Annotated in this window: 17 protein-coding genes; 4 read left to right on the forward strand and 13 right to left on the reverse strand. The window is 73.4% G+C overall.

Annotation, left to right across the window (positions count from 1 at the left end; translation table 11 throughout):
- Positions 1-85: 85 nt before the first annotated feature.
- The 11 genes from ACFVZW_RS19580 to ACFVZW_RS19630 all read right to left on the reverse strand — a co-directional run bounded on the left by ACFVZW_RS19580 (position 86) and on the right by ACFVZW_RS19630 (position 14,527).
- The gene (locus ACFVZW_RS19580; RefSeq protein WP_384522877.1) at positions 86-2,446 is read right to left on the reverse strand and encodes an amino acid adenylation domain-containing protein; all 2,361 of its coding nucleotides are present in this window, start codon (positions 2,444-2,446) and stop codon (positions 86-88) included.
- Positions 2,447-2,789: 343 nt separating this feature from the next.
- Positions 2,790-3,887 (reverse strand): 3-deoxy-7-phosphoheptulonate synthase, encoded by a 1,098-nt coding sequence (locus ACFVZW_RS19585; RefSeq protein WP_384522879.1) that lies wholly within the window; start codon positions 3,885-3,887, stop codon positions 2,790-2,792.
- A 52-nt stretch (positions 3,888-3,939) separates the two neighbouring features.
- Complete coding sequence (locus ACFVZW_RS19590) at positions 3,940-4,962, reverse strand: ketoacyl-ACP synthase III family protein (protein ID WP_384522881.1); 1,023 nt, start codon at positions 4,960-4,962, stop codon at positions 3,940-3,942.
- A 77-nt stretch (positions 4,963-5,039) separates the two neighbouring features.
- Positions 5,040-6,989 (reverse strand): anthranilate synthase family protein, encoded by a 1,950-nt coding sequence (locus ACFVZW_RS19595; RefSeq protein WP_384522883.1) that lies wholly within the window; start codon positions 6,987-6,989, stop codon positions 5,040-5,042.
- Positions 6,986-7,648, reverse strand: a complete 663-nt coding sequence (locus ACFVZW_RS19600; RefSeq protein ID WP_384522885.1) for an isochorismatase family protein — start codon at positions 7,646-7,648, stop codon at positions 6,986-6,988. The genes ACFVZW_RS19595 and ACFVZW_RS19600 overlap by 4 nt, the downstream gene beginning before the upstream one ends.
- 49 nt (positions 7,649-7,697) lie before the next feature.
- Positions 7,698-8,468: a 2,3-dihydro-2,3-dihydroxybenzoate dehydrogenase gene (locus ACFVZW_RS19605; RefSeq protein ID WP_383559855.1), complete on the reverse strand. Its 771-nt coding sequence runs from the start codon at positions 8,466-8,468 to the stop codon at positions 7,698-7,700.
- Positions 8,465-10,009, reverse strand: a complete 1,545-nt coding sequence (locus ACFVZW_RS19610) for an amidohydrolase family protein (RefSeq protein ID WP_384522887.1) — start codon at positions 10,007-10,009, stop codon at positions 8,465-8,467. The genes ACFVZW_RS19605 and ACFVZW_RS19610 overlap by 4 nt, the downstream gene beginning before the upstream one ends.
- Positions 10,009-10,299, reverse strand: coding sequence for a phosphopantetheine-binding protein (locus ACFVZW_RS19615; protein ID WP_384522889.1), 291 nt, complete (start codon positions 10,297-10,299; stop codon positions 10,009-10,011). The genes ACFVZW_RS19610 and ACFVZW_RS19615 overlap by 1 nt, the downstream gene beginning before the upstream one ends.
- A gap of 6 nt (positions 10,300-10,305) precedes the next feature.
- Positions 10,306-12,084: an AMP-binding protein gene (locus ACFVZW_RS19620; protein ID WP_384522891.1), complete on the reverse strand. Its 1,779-nt coding sequence runs from the start codon at positions 12,082-12,084 to the stop codon at positions 10,306-10,308.
- The gene (locus ACFVZW_RS19625) at positions 12,084-13,184 is read right to left on the reverse strand and encodes a ketoacyl-ACP synthase III family protein (protein WP_384522893.1); all 1,101 of its coding nucleotides are present in this window, start codon (positions 13,182-13,184) and stop codon (positions 12,084-12,086) included. Before ACFVZW_RS19625 ends, ACFVZW_RS19620 begins: the two co-directional genes overlap by 1 nt.
- Positions 13,181-14,527: a salicylate synthase gene (locus ACFVZW_RS19630; protein ID WP_384522895.1), complete on the reverse strand. Its 1,347-nt coding sequence runs from the start codon at positions 14,525-14,527 to the stop codon at positions 13,181-13,183. The genes ACFVZW_RS19625 and ACFVZW_RS19630 overlap by 4 nt, the downstream gene beginning before the upstream one ends.
- Before the next feature lie 131 nt (positions 14,528-14,658).
- Between ACFVZW_RS19630 and ACFVZW_RS19635 the strand changes: the two genes are divergently transcribed.
- On the forward strand, positions 14,659-15,480 hold the full coding sequence (locus ACFVZW_RS19635) for a hypothetical protein (RefSeq protein WP_384522897.1): 822 nt from the start codon (positions 14,659-14,661) through the stop codon (positions 15,478-15,480).
- 32 nt (positions 15,481-15,512) lie between these two features.
- Here ACFVZW_RS19635 and ACFVZW_RS19640 read toward each other — a convergent pair whose 3' ends face one another.
- On the reverse strand, positions 15,513-16,577 hold the full coding sequence (locus ACFVZW_RS19640) for a Ku protein (RefSeq protein ID WP_384522899.1): 1,065 nt from the start codon (positions 16,575-16,577) through the stop codon (positions 15,513-15,515).
- Between the two features lie 49 nt (positions 16,578-16,626).
- On the opposite strand from ACFVZW_RS19640, the gene ligD reads away from it, so the two are divergent.
- Positions 16,627-17,520 (forward strand): non-homologous end-joining DNA ligase, encoded by an 894-nt coding sequence (ligD, locus tag ACFVZW_RS19645; RefSeq protein WP_384522901.1) that lies wholly within the window; start codon positions 16,627-16,629, stop codon positions 17,518-17,520.
- Between the two features lie 56 nt (positions 17,521-17,576).
- Here ligD and ACFVZW_RS19650 read toward each other — a convergent pair whose 3' ends face one another.
- On the reverse strand, positions 17,577-18,548 hold the full coding sequence (locus ACFVZW_RS19650; RefSeq protein ID WP_384522903.1) for an ATP-dependent DNA ligase: 972 nt from the start codon (positions 18,546-18,548) through the stop codon (positions 17,577-17,579).
- 274 nt (positions 18,549-18,822) lie between these two features.
- On the opposite strand from ACFVZW_RS19650, the gene ACFVZW_RS19655 reads away from it, so the two are divergent.
- Entirely contained in the window at positions 18,823-20,883 is a 2,061-nt protein-coding gene (locus ACFVZW_RS19655) for a PBS lyase (protein ID WP_384522905.1), read from the forward strand.
- 82 nt (positions 20,884-20,965) lie between these two features.
- A complete protein-coding gene (locus tag ACFVZW_RS19660) occupies positions 20,966-21,223 on the forward strand; it encodes a sortase domain-bontaining protein (protein ID WP_384522907.1) in 258 nt (85 codons plus the stop codon).
- Positions 21,224-21,288: the final 65 nt, after the last annotated feature.

The raw sequence follows: 21,288 nt of genomic DNA on the forward strand, positions 1-21,288 counted from the left end.
GGGCGCGCCCGCGGGCCGAGGGGGGGGCCCCCCCGGGGGGTGTGGGGGACCCCCTGCGTCCGCCGGCCGCTCGGGGCCGGCCGGGTCAGGCAGCGGCGGCGGTACGGGCCACCAGCTCGGCCATCTTCTCCACCGTCGGCTCGTCGAAGAGGTCGACCAGCTCCAGCTCGACCCCGTGCTCCTCGCGGACCAGCTCGGTCAGCCGGGCCGCCCGCAGCGAGTCGCCGCCCAGGTCGAAGAAGTTGTCGAGCACGCCGACCCCGTCCAGCTCCAGGACCTTCGTCCACAGCCCGTGCAGCGATTCCTCCAGTTCGCCGCTCGGCGCCTGGTAGGCGGTGTCGACGTCCGGGCGGGAGCGCGGCGGCTCGGGCAGCGCGGCGCGGTCGATCTTGCCGTTGACGCTGGTGGGCAGGCCGCCGACGACGAAGGCCGCGGGGACCATGAAGGACGGCAGCCGCTGGGCGAGTCCGCGGCGGATCTCCCGTACGGAGGGAGAGGCGCCGGTGTCGGGCTCGATGTAGGCGGTCAGCTGCACATCGCCCAGGCCGTCCTGCCGGGCCAGGACCGCGGCCTGCTGGACGCCGGGCAGGGTGGTCAGGACGACCTCGATCTCCCCGAGGTGGACCCGGTTGCCGCGCACCTTGACCTGGTTGTCGGTGCGGCCGACGATCTCGATGCTGCCGTCCGGCCAGTACCGGGCGAGGTCGCCCGTGCGGTACATGATCGGGTGGCGGGCCGGGTCGATCGGGTTGGTGATCCACTTCTCGGCGGTGGCCTCCGGGCGGCCCAGGTAGCCGGCCGAGAGGCTGACGCCGGCGATGCAGAGCTCACCGACCAGGCCCGGCGGCAGCGGGCGGAGGTCCTCGTCGAGGACGTAGATGGTGACGTTGGTGGTGGGCCGGCCGATGGGCGGCAGCCTGCGGGCGCGTCCCTCCTCGCCGAGCCGCTCGCCCATCTCGGTGATGTCGCAGCTGGCGACGACGGTCGCCTCGGCGGAGCCGTACAGGTTGATGAGGCGGAACGGCAGGCCGGCCGGCGGCCAGGACTGGATGCGCTCGCCGCAGACGCGGATGTTCTCCAGCGGGGTGCCCTCGGGCCACTCCAGCCGCCACAGGCGCTCGGCCATCGGCTTCATCAGCAGGGTGGTGGTGATGCCCTCGCGCAGGAACCACTCCTGGAGGCGGTACTCGGAGGCGACCACGGAGACGTCCGGGATGTGCACGGTGCCGCCGACGGCGAGCACCGGGAAGCACTCGACCTCGATCATTCCGTAGCCGGGAGCCGCCAGCCAGGTGCCCTGGGAGGCGCTGGACATGCCGCACAGCTCGCTCATGCTGTGGATCAGGTTGCGTGCGGCGCCGAAGCGGACCATGACGGCCTTGGGGGCGCCGGTGGAGCCGGAGGTGTAGCAGATGTGGATGAGGTCGTCGGCGCCGACGGGCTCGCTGACCTCGGTGACCGGCTCGGTCCGCCAGTCCTCGGTGTCCAGGGCCAGGACCGGGGCGAGGCCCTCGACCTTCGACTCGTGGGCGGCCAGGGTCAGGACGGCGGCGGCCGAGGCGTCCTCGATCATGTAGCGGATCCGCTCCGCCGGGAAGTCGCTGTCCAGCAGGATCGCCGCACAGGCCAGCTTGAAGCAGGCCAGCTGGGCGATCAGGCTCTCCGCGCCGCGCGGGAAACAGACGCCGACCCGGGCGCCGGGCCGCACGCCACTGGCCCGCAGCCGGTGGGCGAGCTGGTTGGCCTGCTCGTCGAGCTCGCGGTACGTCAGCCGGGAGCCGGGCAGGATCACGGCCAGGGCGTCGGGGGTCCGGCGGGCGTGCTCGGCGACGCGCTCGTGGAAGAAGGGCTGCGGGACCGGGCCCGCGGTGTCGTTCCACTCCACGAGGGTGCGGTGGAGCTCCTCGCTCGTGAGCAGCGCGATGTCGTGCACGGTGCCCTCGGGCCCGGCGGCCAGGGCGTCGAGCACGCGCTCCAGGTGGCGGGCGTACTGCTCGGCGGCCTGCGCGTCGAACTCGGCGCCGTCCAGGGACAGTTCGAAGGTGCCTTCGGCCGGGGAGACGGCCAGGGTCAGGGCGGCGGGGGCCTCGCCGGCGGGGCTGCCGACGGTGGTCACGGCCGCGTGCGCCGGGCGGCCCGCGGGGGCCTCGGCGCCGTCGGCGGTGCCGGCCTGGGCGGCGGCCTCCAGGAGCTGCGCGGCCGTGGTGTCACCGGCCACCCGTATCGCGACGGACTCGACGGAGTCCGGGTGTCGTTGCCGTCCGACGAGGAGTTCCGTCTCTCCGGTGTAGCGGTGCACGAGCGCGGCCAGCGCGGCCGTCGCGTACTCCTCGGGGCGGGCCGCGGCGGGCGTGGGGACGGTGAGGGTGTGCCGGTGCGGAGCCGCGGTCCGCGCACCGTCGAGAACGCGGGCCAGGGGCAGGGTCGAACTCGTGTTGACTGCCACGGTGTTGATTCCTCTCGGGAGGTTCACGAAGTCGGAAGAGGGCGGAGCCGGGTGAGGCCGGGGAGGGGGCGCCGGGCGGGCACCGCGCGCGGAGGGGGTGTGCGCGGTGGTGGGGGTCCCGTGGGGGTCCCGGCGGTGGGGTGGTGCGGTGGGGGCGTTTTGCTCGGGCCTTGCGGTGGGAGCGTCGCGCTCGGGGCGCCGTGCGGTGGGGCCTTGCCGCGTGCGCGTTGCGGTGAGGGGCGTTGCGCTCGGGCGCTGCCGCGGGCGCGTTGCGGTGGGGCGCCTTACGCTCGGGCCTTGCCCCGGGCGCGTTGCGGTGGCGCTTCGGGTCGGTGCTCGGCGCCTACGCCGCCCGCGCCGCGCGGCGGGTGGCGACCGCGGCGGCGAGCTCCTCGATCATGTGGGCGGTCTGCGACCAGTCCACACAGGCGTCGGTGACGCTCTGGCCGTAGGTGAGCAGGTCCGTGCGGCCGATCCGGAGGTCCTGCCGGCCGGCGGCGAGGAAGCTCTCGATCATGACGCCGGCGACTCCCTCCTCGCCGGCGGCGACGCGTCGGGCGATGTCGCTCGTGACCAGCGGCTGGCGCTCGTGGTCCTTGTTGCTGTTGCCGTGGCTGGCGTCGACGACGAGCCGCTGCGGCAGCCCGGCGGCGGCCAGCTGCGCCAGGACGTCGGCGACCGGCTCGGCCCCGTAGTTGGGACCCGTGCTGCCGCCGCGCAGCACCACATGGCCGTCGGGGTTGCCGTCGGTGCTGACCACGGCGGCCCTGCCGTCGTCGCCGATGCCGGGGTACACGTGCGGGTGGGAGGCGGAGACGATGGCGTCCACCGCGTCCTCGACGCTGCCGCCGGTGGCGTTCTTGAAGCCGATCGGCATACCGAGGCCGCTGGTGACCTGGCGATGCACCTGGCTCTGGACGGTCCGGGCGCCGATGCAGCCCCAGGAGACCGCGTCGGACAGGTAGTGCGGCACCAGCGGGTCGAGGAACTCGCAGGCGACCGGCAGCCCGCTGCCCGCGATCTGGGCCATCAGTCCGCGGGCCAGCCGGAGCCCGTTGGGCAGGTCCTGCGAGCCGTCGAGGCGCGGGTCGCTGAGGAGCCCCTTCCAGCCGACCCGGGTGCGGGGCTTCTCCACGTACACCCGCATGACGACGAGCAGCCGGTCCTCCAGCTCGGCGGCGAGCGCGGAGAGCCGCTCGGCGTAGGTGAGGGCGGCGTCCGGATCGTGCACGGAGCAGGGGCCCGCGATGACGAGCAGGCGGTCGTCCTGCCCGGAGAGGACCTTGGCGATCTCGCGCCGGGCTCTCTGGGTGGTCTTGCGGGCGAGTGGCGGCAGCGGGATCTCCTCGCGGAGCTCGGCCGGCGTGGGCAGCCGGGCGGCGGCGGGGATGCCTTCGAGCGTGTCGGTGGGGGCGGTGGCCGGGGTGCGGACGAGGCTCATCTGCGTATGTCCCTTTCCTGAGGGGGGTGAAGAGCGTGGTGGGGCGGGAAGTTCAGATCCCGTCGGCGGTGAGGACCGCGGCGGAGAAGGTGAAGCCCATGCCGGTGCCGATGACGAGGACGCGGTCCCCGGGGCTCAGCAGGTCGTTCTTCAGCAGGTGGTCGAGGCCGTACAGCTGGTCGCAGGGGCCGAGGTGACCGATGGTCAGGCCCAGCTCGTGCAGCGAGTTGCGCGGGGCGATGTCCAGGTGCCGTACGAAGCTCTCGCGGTGCAGGGTCCGGCCGACGAAGGGGGTCACCAGCCAGTCGATGCCGTCCGGTGCCACGTCCGCCTCGTCGAGGGCTCGGCCGACGACGCTGCGGGTGCGCTCGACCGACCTGGTCTGCACGTCGCGCAGCGACACCTCGCCGGTGGCGAGGAACTCGCGGGTCCTGCGGCGCATGTCCGGCTGCTCGCCGGGCGCGGTGCGGAAGGGCTCGGCGCCGCGGGAGAGGCCCTCCAGGACGGTGTCGGTCTCGCTGACCAGGGACCGCAGGCGGAGCCGACCGGTGTCGCGGGTGACCACGGCGGCCGCGGCGCCGTCGCCGAAGACCATGCCGGGCGAGGTGTACCAGCGGTTGCTGGGCGGCGCGAAGCGGTCCGCGAGGGTGATCAGGGCGGAGGGCACGTCGGGGCGGGCGATCAGGGTGGAGGCGGCGAGGTCGAGCGAGGCGAGCGAGCCGTTGGACCAGGCGGCGACGGTCATCGGCATGCTGTTGAGGGTGGGGCCGAGCAGTTCGCGGGCGATCCAGCAGGCGGCCGGCCACATGTCGATGCCCTGGAAGTGGCCGTGGCTGTGGAGGACGAGGGAGTCCGGGTCGGTCGTCGCGCCCTTCTCGCCGGCCTCCTTGATCGCCTGCCGGCCGGCGGTGACGGCCATCTCCGGCGGCGCCTCGGTCGAGCGGGAGTAGCTGATCATGCCGGTGCTGGCGGCGGCGTCGGCCGAGTAGGAGCCGTCGGCCACCGCCTCGTCCACCGGCACGGATTCACCGAGGGTGCCTCCGGTGCCGGCGATCCAGATGTTGTCGAAGCGCATCGGACAGGTCCTTCCTGGGTGGGCGCGGTGGGCGGGCCGAGGCGGTGCGGCCCGGACTTCTGTTACCGGTTACGACGTTATGCAGGTATCGCGGTGGGGACAACGGCCTCCCGATAAAGCTCCGTTACCTCTCCGAGCAGCCCGGAGAGGATCTCGGCGAGCAGCTCGCCGCCGCGCCGGGTCAGGACCGAGGCGGGGTGGAACTGCACCGAGGCGAACCCCGGACCGCGCAGGGCATGCACCTCGCCCGTCTCCTCGCGGAACACCCGGACCTGCCCGGGACGGGCGGAGGGGCCCTCGATCAGGTCCCGCTCGGCGTGGGCGGCGAAGGTGTTGTAGAAGCCGACGGGTTCGGTGCGGCCGAAGCACTCGATGTGCCGCTGGAGCCCCTGGGTGGGCAGGGGGTGCCGGACGAGCGGGAGCCCGAGCAGGGTGCTCAGCACCTGGTGACCGAGGCAGACGGAGAGGAACGGGATGCCCCGGTCGAGGAGTTCGGCGGTCACCTGCCGCATCCGCGCGATCTTGGGATCGGCGGTGTCCCTCGGGTCGCCGGGCCCCGGCCCCACGATGACGAGGTCGTGCGCGTCGAGCCTGAAGTCCTCGTCGTAGCGCTTCACCACGATCCGCAGCCCCTGGGCCTCCAGCAGGTGGCGGGCCATCGCCGTGAAGGTGTCCTCGGCGTCGATGACCAGGACGCGCCGGCCGGCGAGGCCGTCCACCGGACGGCTGCGCTCGGCGGGCGCCCGGAACCAGAAGTCGGCCAGCGGCTCGTTGCGGGCGGCCAGGGCACGGAGCACGTCGGGGTGGGCCTTGAGGGCGGCCGCCGCCCGGGCCTGTCCGGCCGGGGCGCCCGCCGGGGAGCGCAGCGCCTCGATGAGTCCGGCCGCCTTGGCCCGGGTCTCCGCGGCCTCGCCCGCCGGGTCGGAGTCGCGGACGAGGGTGGCGCCCACCGGGATGCGGACCCGACCGGCCGCGTCGATCTCCGCCGTACGGATGAGGATGGCCGAGTCCATGCTGCGGGCGCCGTGCTCGTCCCTGCCGATGAGCGCGGCGACCCCCGCGTAGTAGCCGCGCCCCTCCGGCTCGTGACGGCTGATCACCTCGCAGGCGCTCTCCAGCGGGCCGCCGGTGACGGTGGGCGCGAACAGGGTCTCGCGCAGGATGTCCCGTACGTCCAGGGAGCTGTGGCCCTCGATGAGGTACTCGGTGTGGGCGAGCCGAGCCATCTGCTTGAGGGCGGGGCCGGTGACCCGGCCGCCCAGGTCGCAGACGCGGCCCATCATCTTGAGCTCCTCGTCGAGCACCATGTACAGCTCGTTGGCCTCCTTCGGGTCGGCGAGGAAGTCGAGCAGCCCGGTCAGGTCGGGGCCGTCCGCCGGGTAGCGGTAGGTGCCGCTGATCGGATTCATCACGACCTGGCCGGCGTCCATGCTGATGTGGCGTTCCGGGGAGGCGCCGACGAAGGTGCGGTCCCCGGTGTGGACGACGAAGGTCCAGTAACCGCCGGGGTCACGGCCCGCGAGCCGGCGGAAGAAGGACAGCGCGGTCCGCGCCGACCAGTCGTCGATCCGCGCCGTGAAGGAGCGCTTGATGACGAAGTTGGCCCCGGCACCCCTGCCGATCTCCTCGGCGAGCACCCGGCGCACCCGGGCCGCGTACTCCTCGTCGTCGGCGTCGAAGGACCCCTCGTCCATGGCGATCGGCAGGTCGGGCAGCGCGGCGAGCACCTCGTCGAGCGGCAGCACCGCCTGGTCCTCGACGTCCATGGTGAGGAGCGGCGCCCCGTCGTCGGGGCAGGCGTAGCCCCGCTCGCGGATCTGCCGGTACGGCAGCAGCGCCAGCACCTCGTGCCGGGCGCCGCCCTGCGCCTCGGCGGGCAGCGGGATGTCGGCGATCAGTTCGCGCTCGGCGGTCGGGCCGACGATCAGGTCGATCCGGTCGGGCCCGGTGGCGCCGGGCCGGTGCAGCAGCGCGAACGGTGGTGGATCGGCGCCGAGCACGCGGTCGAGCAGGGGGTGGAGGCTCATCGCGCGCCTCCGTCCAGCGCGGCCAGGACCGCACGGGTGGAGACGGTGACCGAGCAGCGGGAGGAGACGTACTCCAGCGTCTCGCGGTGCCGCTCGGCGGAGAAGTCGGCGACCGCGTCGCCGACCACGAAGGTCTGGATGTCGTGGGAGAAGCCCTCGTGGGCGGTCATCAGGATGCCGACGTGGGCGTAGACCCCGCAGATCACCAGCTGGTCGCGGCCGGTGTCGCGCAGCAGGGCGAGCAGATCGGTGCGGCAGAAGGCGCTGGGCCGCCACTTGGTGAACACCCGGTCGCCGGGGGCCGGCGCGATCCGCTCCGGAATGGCCCGGTGGTCCGGGTCGGCGCTCATCCCCGCGCCCCAGAAGTCCTTGAGCAGTCCGCGCTGTTGCTCCGTCATCCCGCCGGGCTGGGCGGTGTAGACGACCGGCGCGCCGGCCGCGGCGAAGGCTCCGCGCAGCGCCTCGGTGTGGTCCATCAGATCGGTCAGCGGCTGACGGCCCTCGTCCGGGCCACCGTGGCCGAAGGGGCTCAGGAAGTAGTTCTGCAGGTCGTGGACGAGCAGGACCGCGCGGTCGGGGTCGACCGTCCAGGGCGCGGTGTTGGGCGGCAGCTCGTCCTCGGCCGGCATGGGATAGGAGTCGATCAGAGGAATGGCCATCGTGGCTCCAGGGATAAGAGGAGGAGGAACGGGAACAAGGGCGCGCGGTTCAGACGCCGAGCGCGGCGCCGCCGTCCACCGTCAGACCGTGCAGGGTGATGTGCGAGGCCCGGTCGGAGAGCAGGAACAGCACGGCGTGCGCGATGTCCTCGGGCTGGGCGAGCTTGCCGAGCGGGATGCCCAGGCGGTACGTGCCGGGCGAGCCCTCGACGGAGGGGCGGGCCGCGTCGCCGTCGGCGTACATCGCGGTGAGCATCGGCGTCTCGGTGGAGCCGGGCGCGACCACGTTGCAGCGGATGCCGTAGCGGGCCAGTTCGAGCCCCAGCGTCTTGGTGAAGCTGGTGGCGGCGGCCTTGGAGGCCGCGTAGGCCGCCATGTTCCAGCGCGGGATGCCCGCCGCGTTCGACGCGACCGTGACGATCGCCCCGGACCGGCGCGGCACCATCCGGTTGGCGACCGCGCGGCTGACGTGGAAGACACCGGTGGCGTTGACGGCGAAGGTGGTGTCCCAGTCCTCGTCGCTGTAGCCCGCGACCTCGCCGGTACGCAGCACACCGGCGGCGTTCACCAGATGGTCGAGGGGCCCCAGTTCACGCTCCGTACGGTCGACGGCGGCGTCCACCTCTCCGCTGGAGCGCACGTCCACGCCCAGCGCCAGGACGGACGCGCCCGCCGTCCTCAGCTCCTTCGTCAGCGGTTCCAGGGCGAGCGGATCGGCGTCGAGCAGCGCCACGCGCACGCCCTCCGCGGCCAGGGCCCGGGCGACGGCCGCCCCGATTCCGCCCGCCGCCCCGGTGACCAGGGCCGTCTTCGTGTTCATCGCCGTACCTTCCGGTCGGTGGGGAGGGAGACCAGGCCGGCCTTGGCGAGCCTGCGGACCGCGAGCGTCTCGGTTCGCTGCCGCAGCCGGGCGGCGACCGCGTCGGCGTCGACCCCCAGGCAGCGCACGGTGAAGGAGCTCAGCGCCTCCAGGTAGTCGGCCTCCAGGACCTCCTCGTCCAGACCGGTGGACCGGCCGTCCTCGATCAGGACCCGGCCGGCGACGACCACGGTGTCCACGTCCATGGAGCCGCCCAGCGCGAGGAAGCCCTCCAGTGGACGGGGGTTGAGGAGATAGCGCCAGTCGTCGGCCTTCACCAGCAGCAGATCGGCCTGCTTGCCCGGTTCGAGGCTGCCGATCCGCTCGCCCTGGTCGAGCCCGCGGGCGGGCAGCCGGGTGGCCATGGCCAGCGCGTCGGTGGGGAGCACCTCGGTGGGGTCGGCGTACATCTCGTTGTAGATCTGCCACGCCACCCGCATCGACTCGGCCATCCCGCCGATCGGCATCGCGGCTCCGTCGGTGGAGAGCGAGACGTCGAGTCCCGCCCGGCGGAACTCCGGGAACAGTCGGGTCTCGGTGAGGGACGCCTCCCCCGCGGGGCCGTACTTGGCCGGCGAGTGGCTGATGTGCGCGCCGGCTCCGATCAGCAGCGCCCGCTCGCCGGCGTCGGCGAAGGCGCAGTGCACCGCCATGAACCGGTCGGAGAGCAGTCCGAGGTCGGCGAACCGGCGCACCGGGGTGGACCCGTGGTACGCGAGCATCACCTCGGCCTCATTGCGCAGCGCGCCGACGTGGGCGGCGAACGGGACGTCGAAGCGAGCCACCAACTCGGCGAATCCGGCGCCGAGTTCATCGGTCATGTTGGTGCCGTAGACGGCGGTCGGCCAGGCCCGGACGAGCCCCTCGGGGTCGTTCGCGCAGTCGATCAGGAGCTTCTCGATGCGCTGGAGTTCGTCGTCGGCGTCGCGGGTGCGCCGGAAGCGGGTGTCCCCGGGGGCGCACACGGCGTCCGAGGCCCAGGTGCTCACCGTGAGGCGCATCCCGAGGTCGCGGGCGGCGCGGGCGAGCGCCTCCGGCTTGTTGAGGGAGCCGACGTCGCCGAGGGCGGTCACGCCGGAGCGCAGCTGCGTCCACATCGAGTACCGGGCGATGGCGAGCGCCTCGTCGGGCGTGAGGCGGTCCACCTGGCCGTGGAAGGAGTCGAAGATGACGGAGATCTGCGGGACGTCGCCGCCGAGCGCCATGAAGACGGGCTTGTCGTCGCGGTCGGAGGCGTCGCGCAGCGCGCCCTTGAAGGGGAAGCGCATCGCGAACATCTCGTGCCAGTGCGGGTTGACGAAGCCGGGCAGGATCATCCGGCCCCGGGCGTCGATGGTCCGCAGCGCGGCGCGCTGTTCGGGCCGGACGAAGGCCTCGACCTCGGCGACCGGGCCGACCGCGATCACCACGCCGTCCTCGGCGAGGACGGCGCCGTCGGGGACGACGGTGTCGCCGGCGTCCGCCGGGTAGAGGCAGCCGCCCTTGACCAGCAGGGCGCTCATCACGCCACCTCCGCGGTCCGGGCGTTCCAGGCGGCGGTGAGGTGACGGTGCCAGTCGTCGAGGGTGGGGGCGGCGGCGAGTTCGGCGAACTCGGCGGGCAGGCCCTGCCTGCGCCAGCGGGTGACGAGGCGCATCATCTCCAGCGAGCCGAGTCCGAGGTGGACGAGGTGGGCGTCACCGGGGATGGCGTCGGGCTGTGCACCGAGGGCGGCGGCCACCTCCTGGCGGAGTTCGACGGCGGAGAGCGGTGAGGTGCGCGGAGCGGTACGTGCGGCACGTATGCCGGCCATGGCGGTTCACCCTTTCTGTGAGGTCGAGAGAGACGGAACGGGCTCGGGCGTGGTGTCGGGCGCCGCGTCGGACGTGGTGTCGGGCGCTGTGCCGGGCGTGGCCTCGGACGTGGTGTCCGGTGTGGCCTCGGACGTGGCCTCGGGCCGGGGCGCGGGGGTCCAGCGGCGCGGCAGGGAGGGGTCCGCGGCGGCCACCGAGAGCACCTTCTTGTCGATCTTTCCGAGGGGTGTCAGCGGCAGGTCCGCGACGAACTCGGCGCGGTCCGGCAGCTTGTAGTCGGCGAGCCCGCGCGCGTGCAGCGCGGCCTTGAGGTCGGCGAGGGAGGGCGCCTCGCCGTCGGGGCGGCCGACCAGGAAGGCGTAGATCCGCTCGCCGAGGAACTCGTCCGGCACCGGCACCACCGCCGCCGCGGCGACCCCCGGGCAGCTGAGCAGATGGGCCTCCACCTCGCCGGCCGCGATCTTGTCGCCGCCGCGGATGACGACGTCCTTGAGTCGTCCCTGGACGATCAGGCGGCCGTCCTCCGTGAGACTGGCGAGGTCACCGGTGCGGTAGAAGCCGTCGCTCGTGAACGCCCTGGCGTTGTGCTCGGGGGCCCGGTAGTAGCCGCGCAGGGTGTACGGGCCCCGGGTCAGCAGCTCCCCGGTGACCCCGACGGGCACCTCCTCGCCCCGCTCGTCGACGATCTTCACCTCGTCGAACGGGGAGACCGGCCGCCCCTGGGTGTGCAGGACGGAGTGCGGGTCGTCGTCGGGGCGGGACATCGTCAGGAGCCCCTCCGCCATGCCGAAGACCTGCTGGAGCCGGCAGCCGAGTTCGGGGGTGACGCGCGCGGCGAGCTCCGGTTCGAGCCGGGCCCCGCCGATCTGGAGGACCTTGAGGCTGGAGAGGTCCGCGTCGGACCACTCGCGCTCGTCCAGCCAGAGCCTGGCGACGGTGGGCACCACCGAGGTGAGGGTGACGCGCTCCCGCTCGATGAGCGCGAAGCAGTCGTCCGCGGTGGGGTCGGGGGCGAGGACGACGGTGCCGCCGGCCGCGAGGGTGCCGACCACTCCGGGGCAGCCCCAGGTGAAGTTGAACTCCACCGGCAGTGCGGCCAGATAGACGTCCTCGGTGGTGAGACCGGCGAGGGCGCCGACCGTACGGGTCTGGTAGGCGTAGTCGTCGTGCGTGCGCGGGATCAGCTTGGGCAGCGCGGTGGTCCCCCCGGAGAGCAGGAAGAAGGCCACGTCGGAGGGGTCGTTCGCGGGCAGCTCGACCGGGTCGGCGTCCACCGCCTCCAGCGGGACGACCGCGGGCGAGCCGTGCTCCCCCTGGGCGTAGATCCGGCGCAGGGCGGGCAGTTCGGCCGTCATCTCCAGGGCCAGCGCGGTGTGGTCGAAGCCGCGGAAGACGCCGGGGACGACGTATCCGGTGGCGCCCGACAGCTCGCACAGGTGCCGGATCTCGTTCGACCGGTGCGAGGTGAGCGAGAACACCGGCTTGGCGCCGGCCCGGAACAGCGCGAACGCCACCTCGACGAACTCGGGCACGTTGGGCAGCTGGAGCACGATCCGGTCGCCCGGCTCGACTCCCTGTCGGGCGAATCCGGCGGCCCGGCGGTCCACCCGGTCGGCGAGCTCGGTGTAGCTGATCCGGGTCTCGCCCGCGACGAGCGCGGTGGCGCTGCCGTACCGGTCGGCCCAGGCACGCGGCAGCGACCCGAGGTCGGTGCCGTTCCACACGCCCTCCCGGCGGTAGCGCCCGGCCGTCTCGGCCGGCCAGGGGGTGCATCCTTCGAGCATCACTGGTCCTCCTCCTGAGGTGCGGTGCCGTTGTCGATGCCGCTGTCGGTCCCGGCGGCGGGCAGATAGGGCGCGGTGATCTCGACGACCGCGCAGGCGACCTCCATGCCGGGGCCCGCCGCGAGCAGCAGCACGCGGTCGCCGGGTGCGACCTCGCCCCGCGTCCAGAGGTGTTCGAGCCCGATGAACGGGTCGGCGGCGCCGACGTGCCCGATGTGGCGGGTGAACTCCCAGGTGCCGTGGGCTGCTTCGACGTCCAGCGGGTCGAGGTAGATGGTGTGCAGGGCGCCGTCGGAGTAGCCGGTGTGGCAGATCCGCGCCACCTTCTCCAGGTCGGTGTCGGCGTCCACCAGGGCGCGGTCCACCGCCTCGGCGACCACGTCTCCGAGGTGTACCTTCGGCGGCGCCGCGCCCTCGGCCCACCTCTTGCGCCAGTGGTCGCTGCGCTCCTCGAAGTTGAGCGAGCGGCCGACGGTGATGCCGGGCGGGAAGAGCTCCTCGCCGCCGCGGTGCAGCTCCTCCATCGAGGGGGCGGAGACCGAGCCGACCGACAGCAGCCGGGCGAAGCCGTCCCGCCGGGAGACCACCGCTGCCGCGCCGCCGTCCGCGAGCAGGAACAGCCGGGAGGAGTTCCAGCGGTCCACCAGGGGCGCGGAGAAGTTGTCGGCCGCGGTGAGCAGGACGGCGTCCTTGCCGTCGTCGGCGGTCAGCCGGTGGGCGGCCATCTCCAGGGCGGTCAGCATCCCGAGGCAGCCGGGGCCGACCTGGGCGGCGCCGACCGGCCGGTCCAGGGTGCGGTGCAGGACGTAGTGCGGGGCGGACCACCCGTCGGGCCCCTGGTGGTAGGTGGCGCAGTGCAGCAGCGCGCCGTAGTCGTCGGGGGTGAGCCCGGTCCGGCCCGCCCTGCGCAGGGCGGTGCGGGCGGCCCGTACGGCCATCTCGGGGGCCGGGAGTTCCCCGGCCACGCGGACGGCGAGCATCCCGGACGCCTTGCGGTCGGCCTCCTCGTACCGGCCGCTCGCCACCGCGTCGGCGGTCGTCACCTCGTCCGGCAGCCAGCTGCCGACGCCGGCGAGGTAGAGCTCGGCGGCGACCCTCATCGCGTACCACCGGCGCCGGCCGGCACCAGGAAGCGTGCGACGCTGTCGAGCTTCTCGCAGGTCTCCTCGAACTCGCGCTCCGGTGTGGAGTGTCCGACGATGCCCGCGCCCGCCCGCAGCCAGGTGCGCCCGTCCTTGCGGTAGGCGCTGCGCAGCACCAGGGCCGCGTCCATCGCGCCGGTGTGGTCGACGGTGAGGACCGCGCCGCTGTAGAGGCCGCGGGACTCCGGCTCGTGCCGGCGTATGGAGTCGTAGGCGGCCGACTTCGGCACCCCGGAGGCGGTGACGGCGGGGAAGACCGCGCCGAAGGCGTCCCAGGCCTCGCGGCCGGGTGCGAGCTTGCCGGCGACGCGGGAGGCGAGGTGCTGGACGCTGCCGCGCTCGCGGATGGCCATGAACTCCGGCACCTCGACCGAGCCCTCGACGCAGACGTCGACCAGCTCGTCGGCGCCGACCTTGACCGAGATGGCGTGCTCGTAGACCTCCTTGGGGGAGCCGAACAGGTCCGCGCGCAGGCCCTCGTCGGTGAGCAGGTCGCCGGTGAGGGCACGGGTGCCGGCCAGCGGCTGGCTGACGACGCGGCCGTCCTCGGAGACCTGGACGACGATCTCCGGGCTGAAGCCGATGGCCTCGGTGCCGCCCAGGTTGAGCATGAAGGAGCGGGCCGGGTTGTTGCCCCGGCGGCCGGCCACGTAGGTGCCGGTCAGGTCGACGTCGTCGTCGACCTCGACGACACGGGACAGGATCACCTTGTGCAGCTGTCCGGAGTTGATCTCGTCGACGGCGAGCCGCACCGCCTCGCGGTACTGGGCGCCGCCGGTGGCATGCACGTCCAGCGGGCGGGGCTGCCCGTCCAGGGCCGGGCCGGGGTTGGCGACGGTGGTGAGGAGCGCGTCGAGGGTGGCCTGGTCGGAGGCGCGCAGCAGGGCGTGACCGGCCTCGAAGCGGACCTCGGCGCGCGGCACGACGAGGTGCATCAGCCGGCCCTCGCCGATGCCGTCCAGGTTGCCGTCCTTGGCGTAGGAGAGCTCGAAGGTGGCCCAGCCGTAGGCCCTCCAGTACGGCACGGTGACGGTGTCGAGCAGCTCGGACACCAGGCGCAGGGGCTGGTCGTTCCAGGGGCGGAAGGCGTCCGGGACGTCCTCCTGGGTCAGCCGGGCACCGGTGCGGTCCAGCGTCAGCTCGGCGCGGACGCCGCCCGCGTAGGACCAGCTGCCACCGTTCTCGTAGACGACGTACGACTCGTGCAGACCCGAGTCGGCGAGGCGGGCCGCGACCAGCAGCGGGTCCTCGGTGAGCTGGAGCTGGGTCTCGAAGTAGTGGCGCGAGGCGATGGGGCTCATCTGAAGGTTCCTCCTCCGTAGCTGTTACCTCCAAAAACGATACGGAGGTAACGCCCGCCACCCCAGGGCCCGTTGATTAGCCCTCCTGATCGGAGTGCGAACCCTCGCCCGACCTCTGCTTGGATGCGTCCATGGGAACGCTTCTTTACGTCACCGACCTCGGCTATCAGGCGCGCGGGCGGCGCTACTGCGACGAGGACATCCGGCTCTCCGGCCGGCTCCGCGAGGAGTTCGAGGTCGCGCTCTGCCATCCGCTCGACGCGGCCGCGCTGATGGACCGCTTCGACGCCGTCGTCGTGCGCAACAGCGGGCCCGTGATCCACTACCAGGAGGCGTACGACACCTTCACGCGCGCCGCGCGCGAGGCCGGGGTGCGGATGTTCAACTCGCTCTCCGGCAAGGGCGACATGGCCGGAAAGGACTATCTCCTCCACCTGTCGAGGGAGGGGTTTCCGGTCATTCCCACGGCGGGGCGGCGTGAGGAGTTCGAGCGGCTGCCGGAGGCCGCGGAGTACGTGGTGAAGCCCCTGCTCGGCGCGGACTCGGTCGGCCTCAGGTTCGTGGAACGGGCCCGGCTCGGCGAGGTGGACCCCGCCGGGATGCTCGTCCAGCCGCGCATCCCGTTCGCGTACGAGGTGTCGTTCTACTTCGTCGGGCCCACCTTCCAGTACGCGCTGTACGCCCCGGACCCGGAGGCCCGCTGGAGGCTCGAACCGTACGCTCCGACCGCCGCGGACCTGGAGTTCGCCCAGCGCTTCGTCGACTGGAACGACCTGGACTTCGGCATCCAGCGCGTCGACGCCTGCCGCGCCCCGGACGGGGAGCTGCTGCTGGTGGAGCTGGAGGACCTCAACCCGTACCTCTCGCTCGACCTGGTGGGCGAGGCGGAGCGGGAGGCGTTCGTCGACGCGATGAAGGGGTCACTGCGGGAGCTGCTCCGGGACACCCCGTAGGGGAGTGCCCCGCAGAGCCGTGGCCGGCGGCCTCACGCACTGCGCTTGCGCGGGGTCGCCTTCTTCGTCGTCGTCTTCTTGGCCGCCGCCTTCTTCGCGGTGGCCTTCGCCGTGGACTTCGCCGTGGATTCGGCGGTCGACTTCGCGGTCGCGGCCTTTCCGCCCGCCGCCGTCTTGGACGTCGACTTGCGGGCCGGCGCCGCCGTCTTCTTCGCGGCCGTCTTCGCCGTGGACTTCCGCGCGCCCGTCTCCTTCGGGGTCCGCGACGCCGTCTTGCGCGGCGCCAGCTTGGTCACCTCGGCGACCTCGCCCTCCCCGCGCGCCTCCTTCGCCGCGCGGACACTGCTCTCCAGCGCGGCCATCAGGTCGATCACCTTGCCGCCGCCCTCCGCCTCGGGCTCCGGGGGCGCGACCCCCTCGCCGCCCTCCGCCTTCGCGGCGATCATCTGCTCGACGGCCTCCCGGTAGTCGTCGTGCAGGTTGGCGATGTCCACCTCGCCGAGCGTGGCCATCAGGGCGTCCGCCAGGTCCAGTTCGGCGTCCCGGATCGCGACCGGAGTCTCCGGGGCCACCCCTTCGGGGGCGCGGATCTCGTCCGGCCAGAGCAGTCCGTGCATGGCGATCACATCGTCCACGACCCTGAGCATCCCGAGCCGCTCCCGCCCTCGCAGCGCGTACTTCGCCACCGCCACCTTGTCGCTGCGCTTGAGCGCCTCCCGCAGCAGGGTGTACGGCTTGGCGGCCGGGACTCCGCTCGCGGAGAGGTAGTAGGCGGCGTCCATCTGGAGCGGGTCGATCTCCCCGGCCGGCACGAAGGCCACGATCTCGATCGTCTTCGCCGTCGGCAGCGGCAGGGAGGCCAGATCCTCGTCGGTGATCGGGATCATGGTCCCGTCGGCGTCCTCGTACGCCTTGCCGATCTCCGCCTGGGAGACCTCCTCGCCGTCCAGCTCGCACACCTTGCGGTAGCGGATCCGGCCGCCGTCCTCGGCGTGGATCTGACGGAAGGACACGGACCGGCTCTCGGTGGCGTTCACCAGCTTGATCGGGATGCTGACCAGGCCGAAGGAAATGGCGCCGTTCCAAATGGATCGCACGTTTCATCCCTTTCACACGAGATTCCCGGAATCATGGGATTCTCATCGTATGACGCCGATCACAGAGGTGGAGGGGCGGCGCCTGGCGCTCAGCAACCTGGACAAGATCCTCCACCCGGCCACCGGCACCACCAAGGGCGAGCTGCTGCACTACTACGCCACCGTCGGGACCGCGTTCCTCCCCCATCTGCGCGACCGCCCGGTCTCCTTCCTGCGCTACCCGGACGGTCCCGAAGGACAGCTCTTCTTCACCAAGAACCCGCCGCCCGGCACACCCGCCTGGGTGAAGACCACCCCGGTGCCGCGCTCCGAGGACCCGCGCGCCCGGCAGGTGATGATCCAGGACCTGCCTTCCCTGATGTGGGCGGCGAACCTGGTGGTGGAGTTCCACACGCCGCAGTGGCGGTCCGACTCCCCCGCCGTCGCCGACCGGCTCGTCTTCGACCTCGACCCCGGGCCGCCCGCGACCGTCGTGGAGTGCTGCCGGGTGGCGCTCTGGCTGCGCGAGCGGCTCGCGGAGGACGGCCTGGAGGCCTTCGTGAAGACCTCCGGCGCCAAGGGCCTGCATCTGCTCGTACCGGTGGAGCCGACTCCCTCCGACCAGGTCTCGGCGTACGCGAAACAGCTCGCCGTCCGGGCCGAGGCGGACCACCCCGCCCTGGTCGTGCACCGGATGGCGCGGGCCCTGCGGCCGGGGAAGGTCTTCGTCGACTTCAGCCAGAACGCGGCCGCCAAGACCACCGCCACCCCCTACACCCTGCGGGCCCGGCCACGGCCGACCGTCTCCGCACCGGTGACCTGGGAGGAGGTCGAGGCGTGCGGGGACCCCGGAGAGCTCGTGCTGCTGATGGACGACATCGCGCCACGTCTGGAGCGGTACGGGGATCTGCTCGCGCCGCTCTTCGACCCGGCCCGGGCCGGGCCTCTGCCCGGTCCGCCCTGACACGGGCGTCACCTCGCGTCGCCTCGTGTCGACTCACCCCGTCACGCCGCGTCGCCTCATTCGAAGTCGGCGGCGGACTCCTCGGGTGTCAGGTCCGGTCGCAGCCGCAGCCAGGACGGCTGGCGCAGCAGCCCGTTCCGGGTGCGGACGGCGTACCGGACCTCGCCCACCAGCCGCGGCAGGACCCAGTGCGCCCCGGCCACCGGCGGCACCTCCGAGAAGGGGCAGTCCTCGATCTCGGCGGCATGCAGCAGCCGGGCCAGCGCGGTGCGCTCGGACTCGCTCCAGCCGGTGCCCACGCTGCCGACGTAGCGCAGCCCGCCGGCGTGACGCTGGCCCATGAGGACCGATCCCGGCAGGCCGGACAGCCGTCCGCCGCCGGGCAGCCAGCCGCCGACGACGATGTCCGCGGTGCGCATGTTGCGGATCTTGATCCAGTTCTTGGAGCGCACTCCCGGTTCGTACCGGGAGGTGATCCGCTTGCAGACGAGCCCTTCCATGCCGTGTTCGCGGGTCGCTCTGAGCGCGGCCTCGCCATGGCCCACCAGGGCGCGCGGCGTCGACCAGGCCGGGCCCTCCAGCGACAGCCCTTCGAGCTCCTGGCGCCGCTGCGTCCAGGGCAGACCGGTCAGCAGCCGTCCGTCCAGGAACACCAGGTCGAACAGGACGGCATGCACCGGGTCGCTCACCGCCATCCGCCGCGCCCGCGCGGGTGAGCCCGCCAGGCCCATCCGGGGCTGGAGCCGGGCGAAGTCGCCGCGCCCGCCCTCGTCGAGCACGACGATCTCCGCGTCCAGCACCGCCGCCCGGCCGGCGGGCAGCGCCCGGCCCAGTGCCCGGAGCTCCGGATAGGCCGCGGAGACGTCCTCGCCGGACCGCGAGCGCACCACGAGGCCGCCGTCCCCGCCGAGATAGAGCATCGCCCTTTGGCCATCTTGCTTGGTCTCGTAGGCCCACGCGGCGTCCCGCCCGGGGGGTGGCAACGCGCCGGGCGTGGCGAGCATCGGCGCGATACGAGGCAGATCCACGGGTCAGTCCTCACCCGGGGCGGCCGCCGCTACTCCCGTATCCCGGCCGATTCAGCCATGGGACACACGGAAGGCACCCGGAAGCGCCGGTTCGCGCCGCCCGGTGCACCGAACGCGCCCCGGGGCAACTCCCCGACCGTGCCGGGCGCGTGGCGCAAAGCATGCGCCCCGGGGGCGGTTCGTGGACCGCGTCCGGTCAGCGGGTCCTGGTTGTCGGGACCGTGGTGCACACTTGCTGCCTGGTACAGCGCTCACGGGGAAGGCGGCGGCCGGCATGCTGACGGGGATCGAGGAGGTCGACTGGGCCTCGCTGGGCCATGCCTACGGCCCCGCGGACGATGTGCCGGGGCTGTTGCGCGGACTCGCCTCGGCGGATCCGGCGGAGCGCGAGGTCGCCCTCGACGGGATGTACGGCGCGGTGCACCACCAGGGCGATGTGTACGACTCGACGCTCGCCTGCATCCCCTTCCTGCTCGAACTCGTCGCGGATCCGAAGGTCCAGGACCGGGGCGGCATCGTCGAGTTGCTGACCAGCATCGGCGGGATCGACCTGAGCGACGACGACGAGCTGGACCAACTGGACCCGGACGACGATGAGTTCATCCCCGCGGCCAACTACGCGATGGCGGCGGCGGCCGTCGCCGCCGGCGCGGACGTCTTCCTCTGCCTGGTCGGCGACCCCGATCCCGAGGTGCGGCTGGCCGCCCCGTGCGCGCTCGCCTCGCTGCACCCCGACCCGGCGCGCGTCCTGACCCTGCTGCGGGAGCGGCTGACGGTCGAGTGCGACACGGAGGTGCGGCTCGCCCTGGTGGAGGCCGTCGGACGGATCGCGCGGCGGCACGAGTCGCTGAGGGCCGAGACCGTCGAGTGGCTCGGCTGGCTCACCCGCGCCGCGCAGGCGCCCGGCCTGCGGCTCGCGGCCCTGGCCCAGCTGGCCCGGTGCGCCCCGGGCGAGGTTCCGGACGACGTCGTGGAGCGGGTGACGGACCTGCTGGACGAGGTGCGGACCGCGCCCGTCGATCCGGCCCGCGCCGAGAGCCCCCGGCCGTCCACGCCCACCCTGATCGGGCAGGTCCGCGAGCTCTTCGATGAGCAGTCCGCCGGCCGCCCCACCCCGTGGACCGACGAGCTGATGCGCATGCTCCACACCGCTCTCGACGACCGCGTGGACGACCGGATCGCGCTGGTCCTCTCCCAACTGCGCAGCCCCGACCGGTCCCAGAGGGCGGACGCGATCTGGCTGTGCGGCGGGTTGATACGGGTGTGGCGCGGGCGATACGAGGAGGTGGTGCGCCTGGTCGGGGCGCAGCTCGCCGACCCCGAGCCGAGGCTGCGCGAGGCCTCCGCCTCGTTCCTGGAAGGGCTGTTCGAGCTGACCGGCCCCGCGGTCGACGCCCTCGCGGGGTGGCTCGCCGCCCCGGGCCCCGGAGCGCCCGACGGCCGGGCGAGGGCGCTGCTCGCCCTCGCCAGGTCCGGGGACCCCCGGGCGGTGCCGCTGCTCGCCCGGGCCCTGCGGGAGCCGGAGGTGCGGCGCGATCTGCTGTACGCGGTGCCCACCCTGGGCCCCGCCGCCGTCCCGCTCGCCCCCGCGCTGCGCCGCCGGCTGGCCCGGGTGGAGCTGGACGACCGGCTGTACGACCACGCGGCGCCGCTGCTCTTCGCGCTGGCCTCGGTCCGGGGTGTCCAGGCGCTGCCCGAGGTGCTGCGGGTGCTGCGCGGGGCGCCGCCGAACCGCAGGGACTGGGTGCAGGAGGCGGCGCTGCGGGCCGTGGCGGCCTTCGGTCCCGCCGCCCGGGAGGCGCTGCCGGAGGTGCGGGCGCTGCTGGAGAGCGACGCGGCCGCGGTCTCGGCGCAGGCGGCGCTCGCGCTCTGGTCCGTGGAGGGCGACCGCGGGGCCGTGCTGCCCGCCCTGGAGGCCCGGCTGCGGTCCGGCGCTCCGGACGCCGACCGGTGCGTGGCCGCCCGGGCCCTGGGCGAGATCGGCCCGGCCGCGGCCGCCGGCGCACCGGCCCTGCTGCCCGGCCTCACGGCGCGCGACCTATGGGTGCGGGTGCGCAGCGCCACGGCCCTGTGGCGGGTCTCGGGGGACGTGGAGTCGGCGCTCCCGGTGCTCATGGCGGCGTGGGAGGAGAACCGGCACGCGCGCGTGGACATCGCCGAGTGCCTTGCGGAGATGGGCCCCGCGGCCGCGGCCGCGGAGGGGCTGATCCGGGCGGAGCTTGCCCGGCGCCGCCGTCACAACGTGCGCGAGAGCGGCTTCAGCAGCCATGACGTCCACGAGGACGAGAAGCTGCTCACCTTCTGCCGTGCGGCGCTCGACCGGATGGAGCTGTAACGGCTCCGTGACGGCGCCTACGGGCGACCGTTACGAAGTAGCAATATAGGACATTTAGCTTCGAATCCATCAAGCTTTCACAGTGAGGATCCGGAGCCCCGATGGGCACCCCCGTCGCCGTCCGCGTGGGGCCGGGGACGCGATCGAGGCGGGCCGGGCGGACGGCTCCACGACCTTCTTCGAGGTCCGCGAGACCCAGCCGGTAGACAAAAAGGACTTCCCTACGAATAAGGTCTACGGGAAGACCGACCGTCCCGAGCTCCGGCTGATCACCTGCGGGGGCCCGATCAGGGGCGGTCACCGCACCGACGACACCCATCAGCCCCGAGGAGCAGTGTGAGACCGCGCGGACGGCCGCGGGGGGCCGCCGGGGGCGGCGGCGGGGCGGCGCGGGGGGATGCCGGC

It is taken from the genome of Streptomyces sp. NPDC059567 (assembly GCF_042735655.1).
GTDB lineage: Bacteria > Actinomycetota > Actinomycetes > Streptomycetales > Streptomycetaceae > Streptomyces.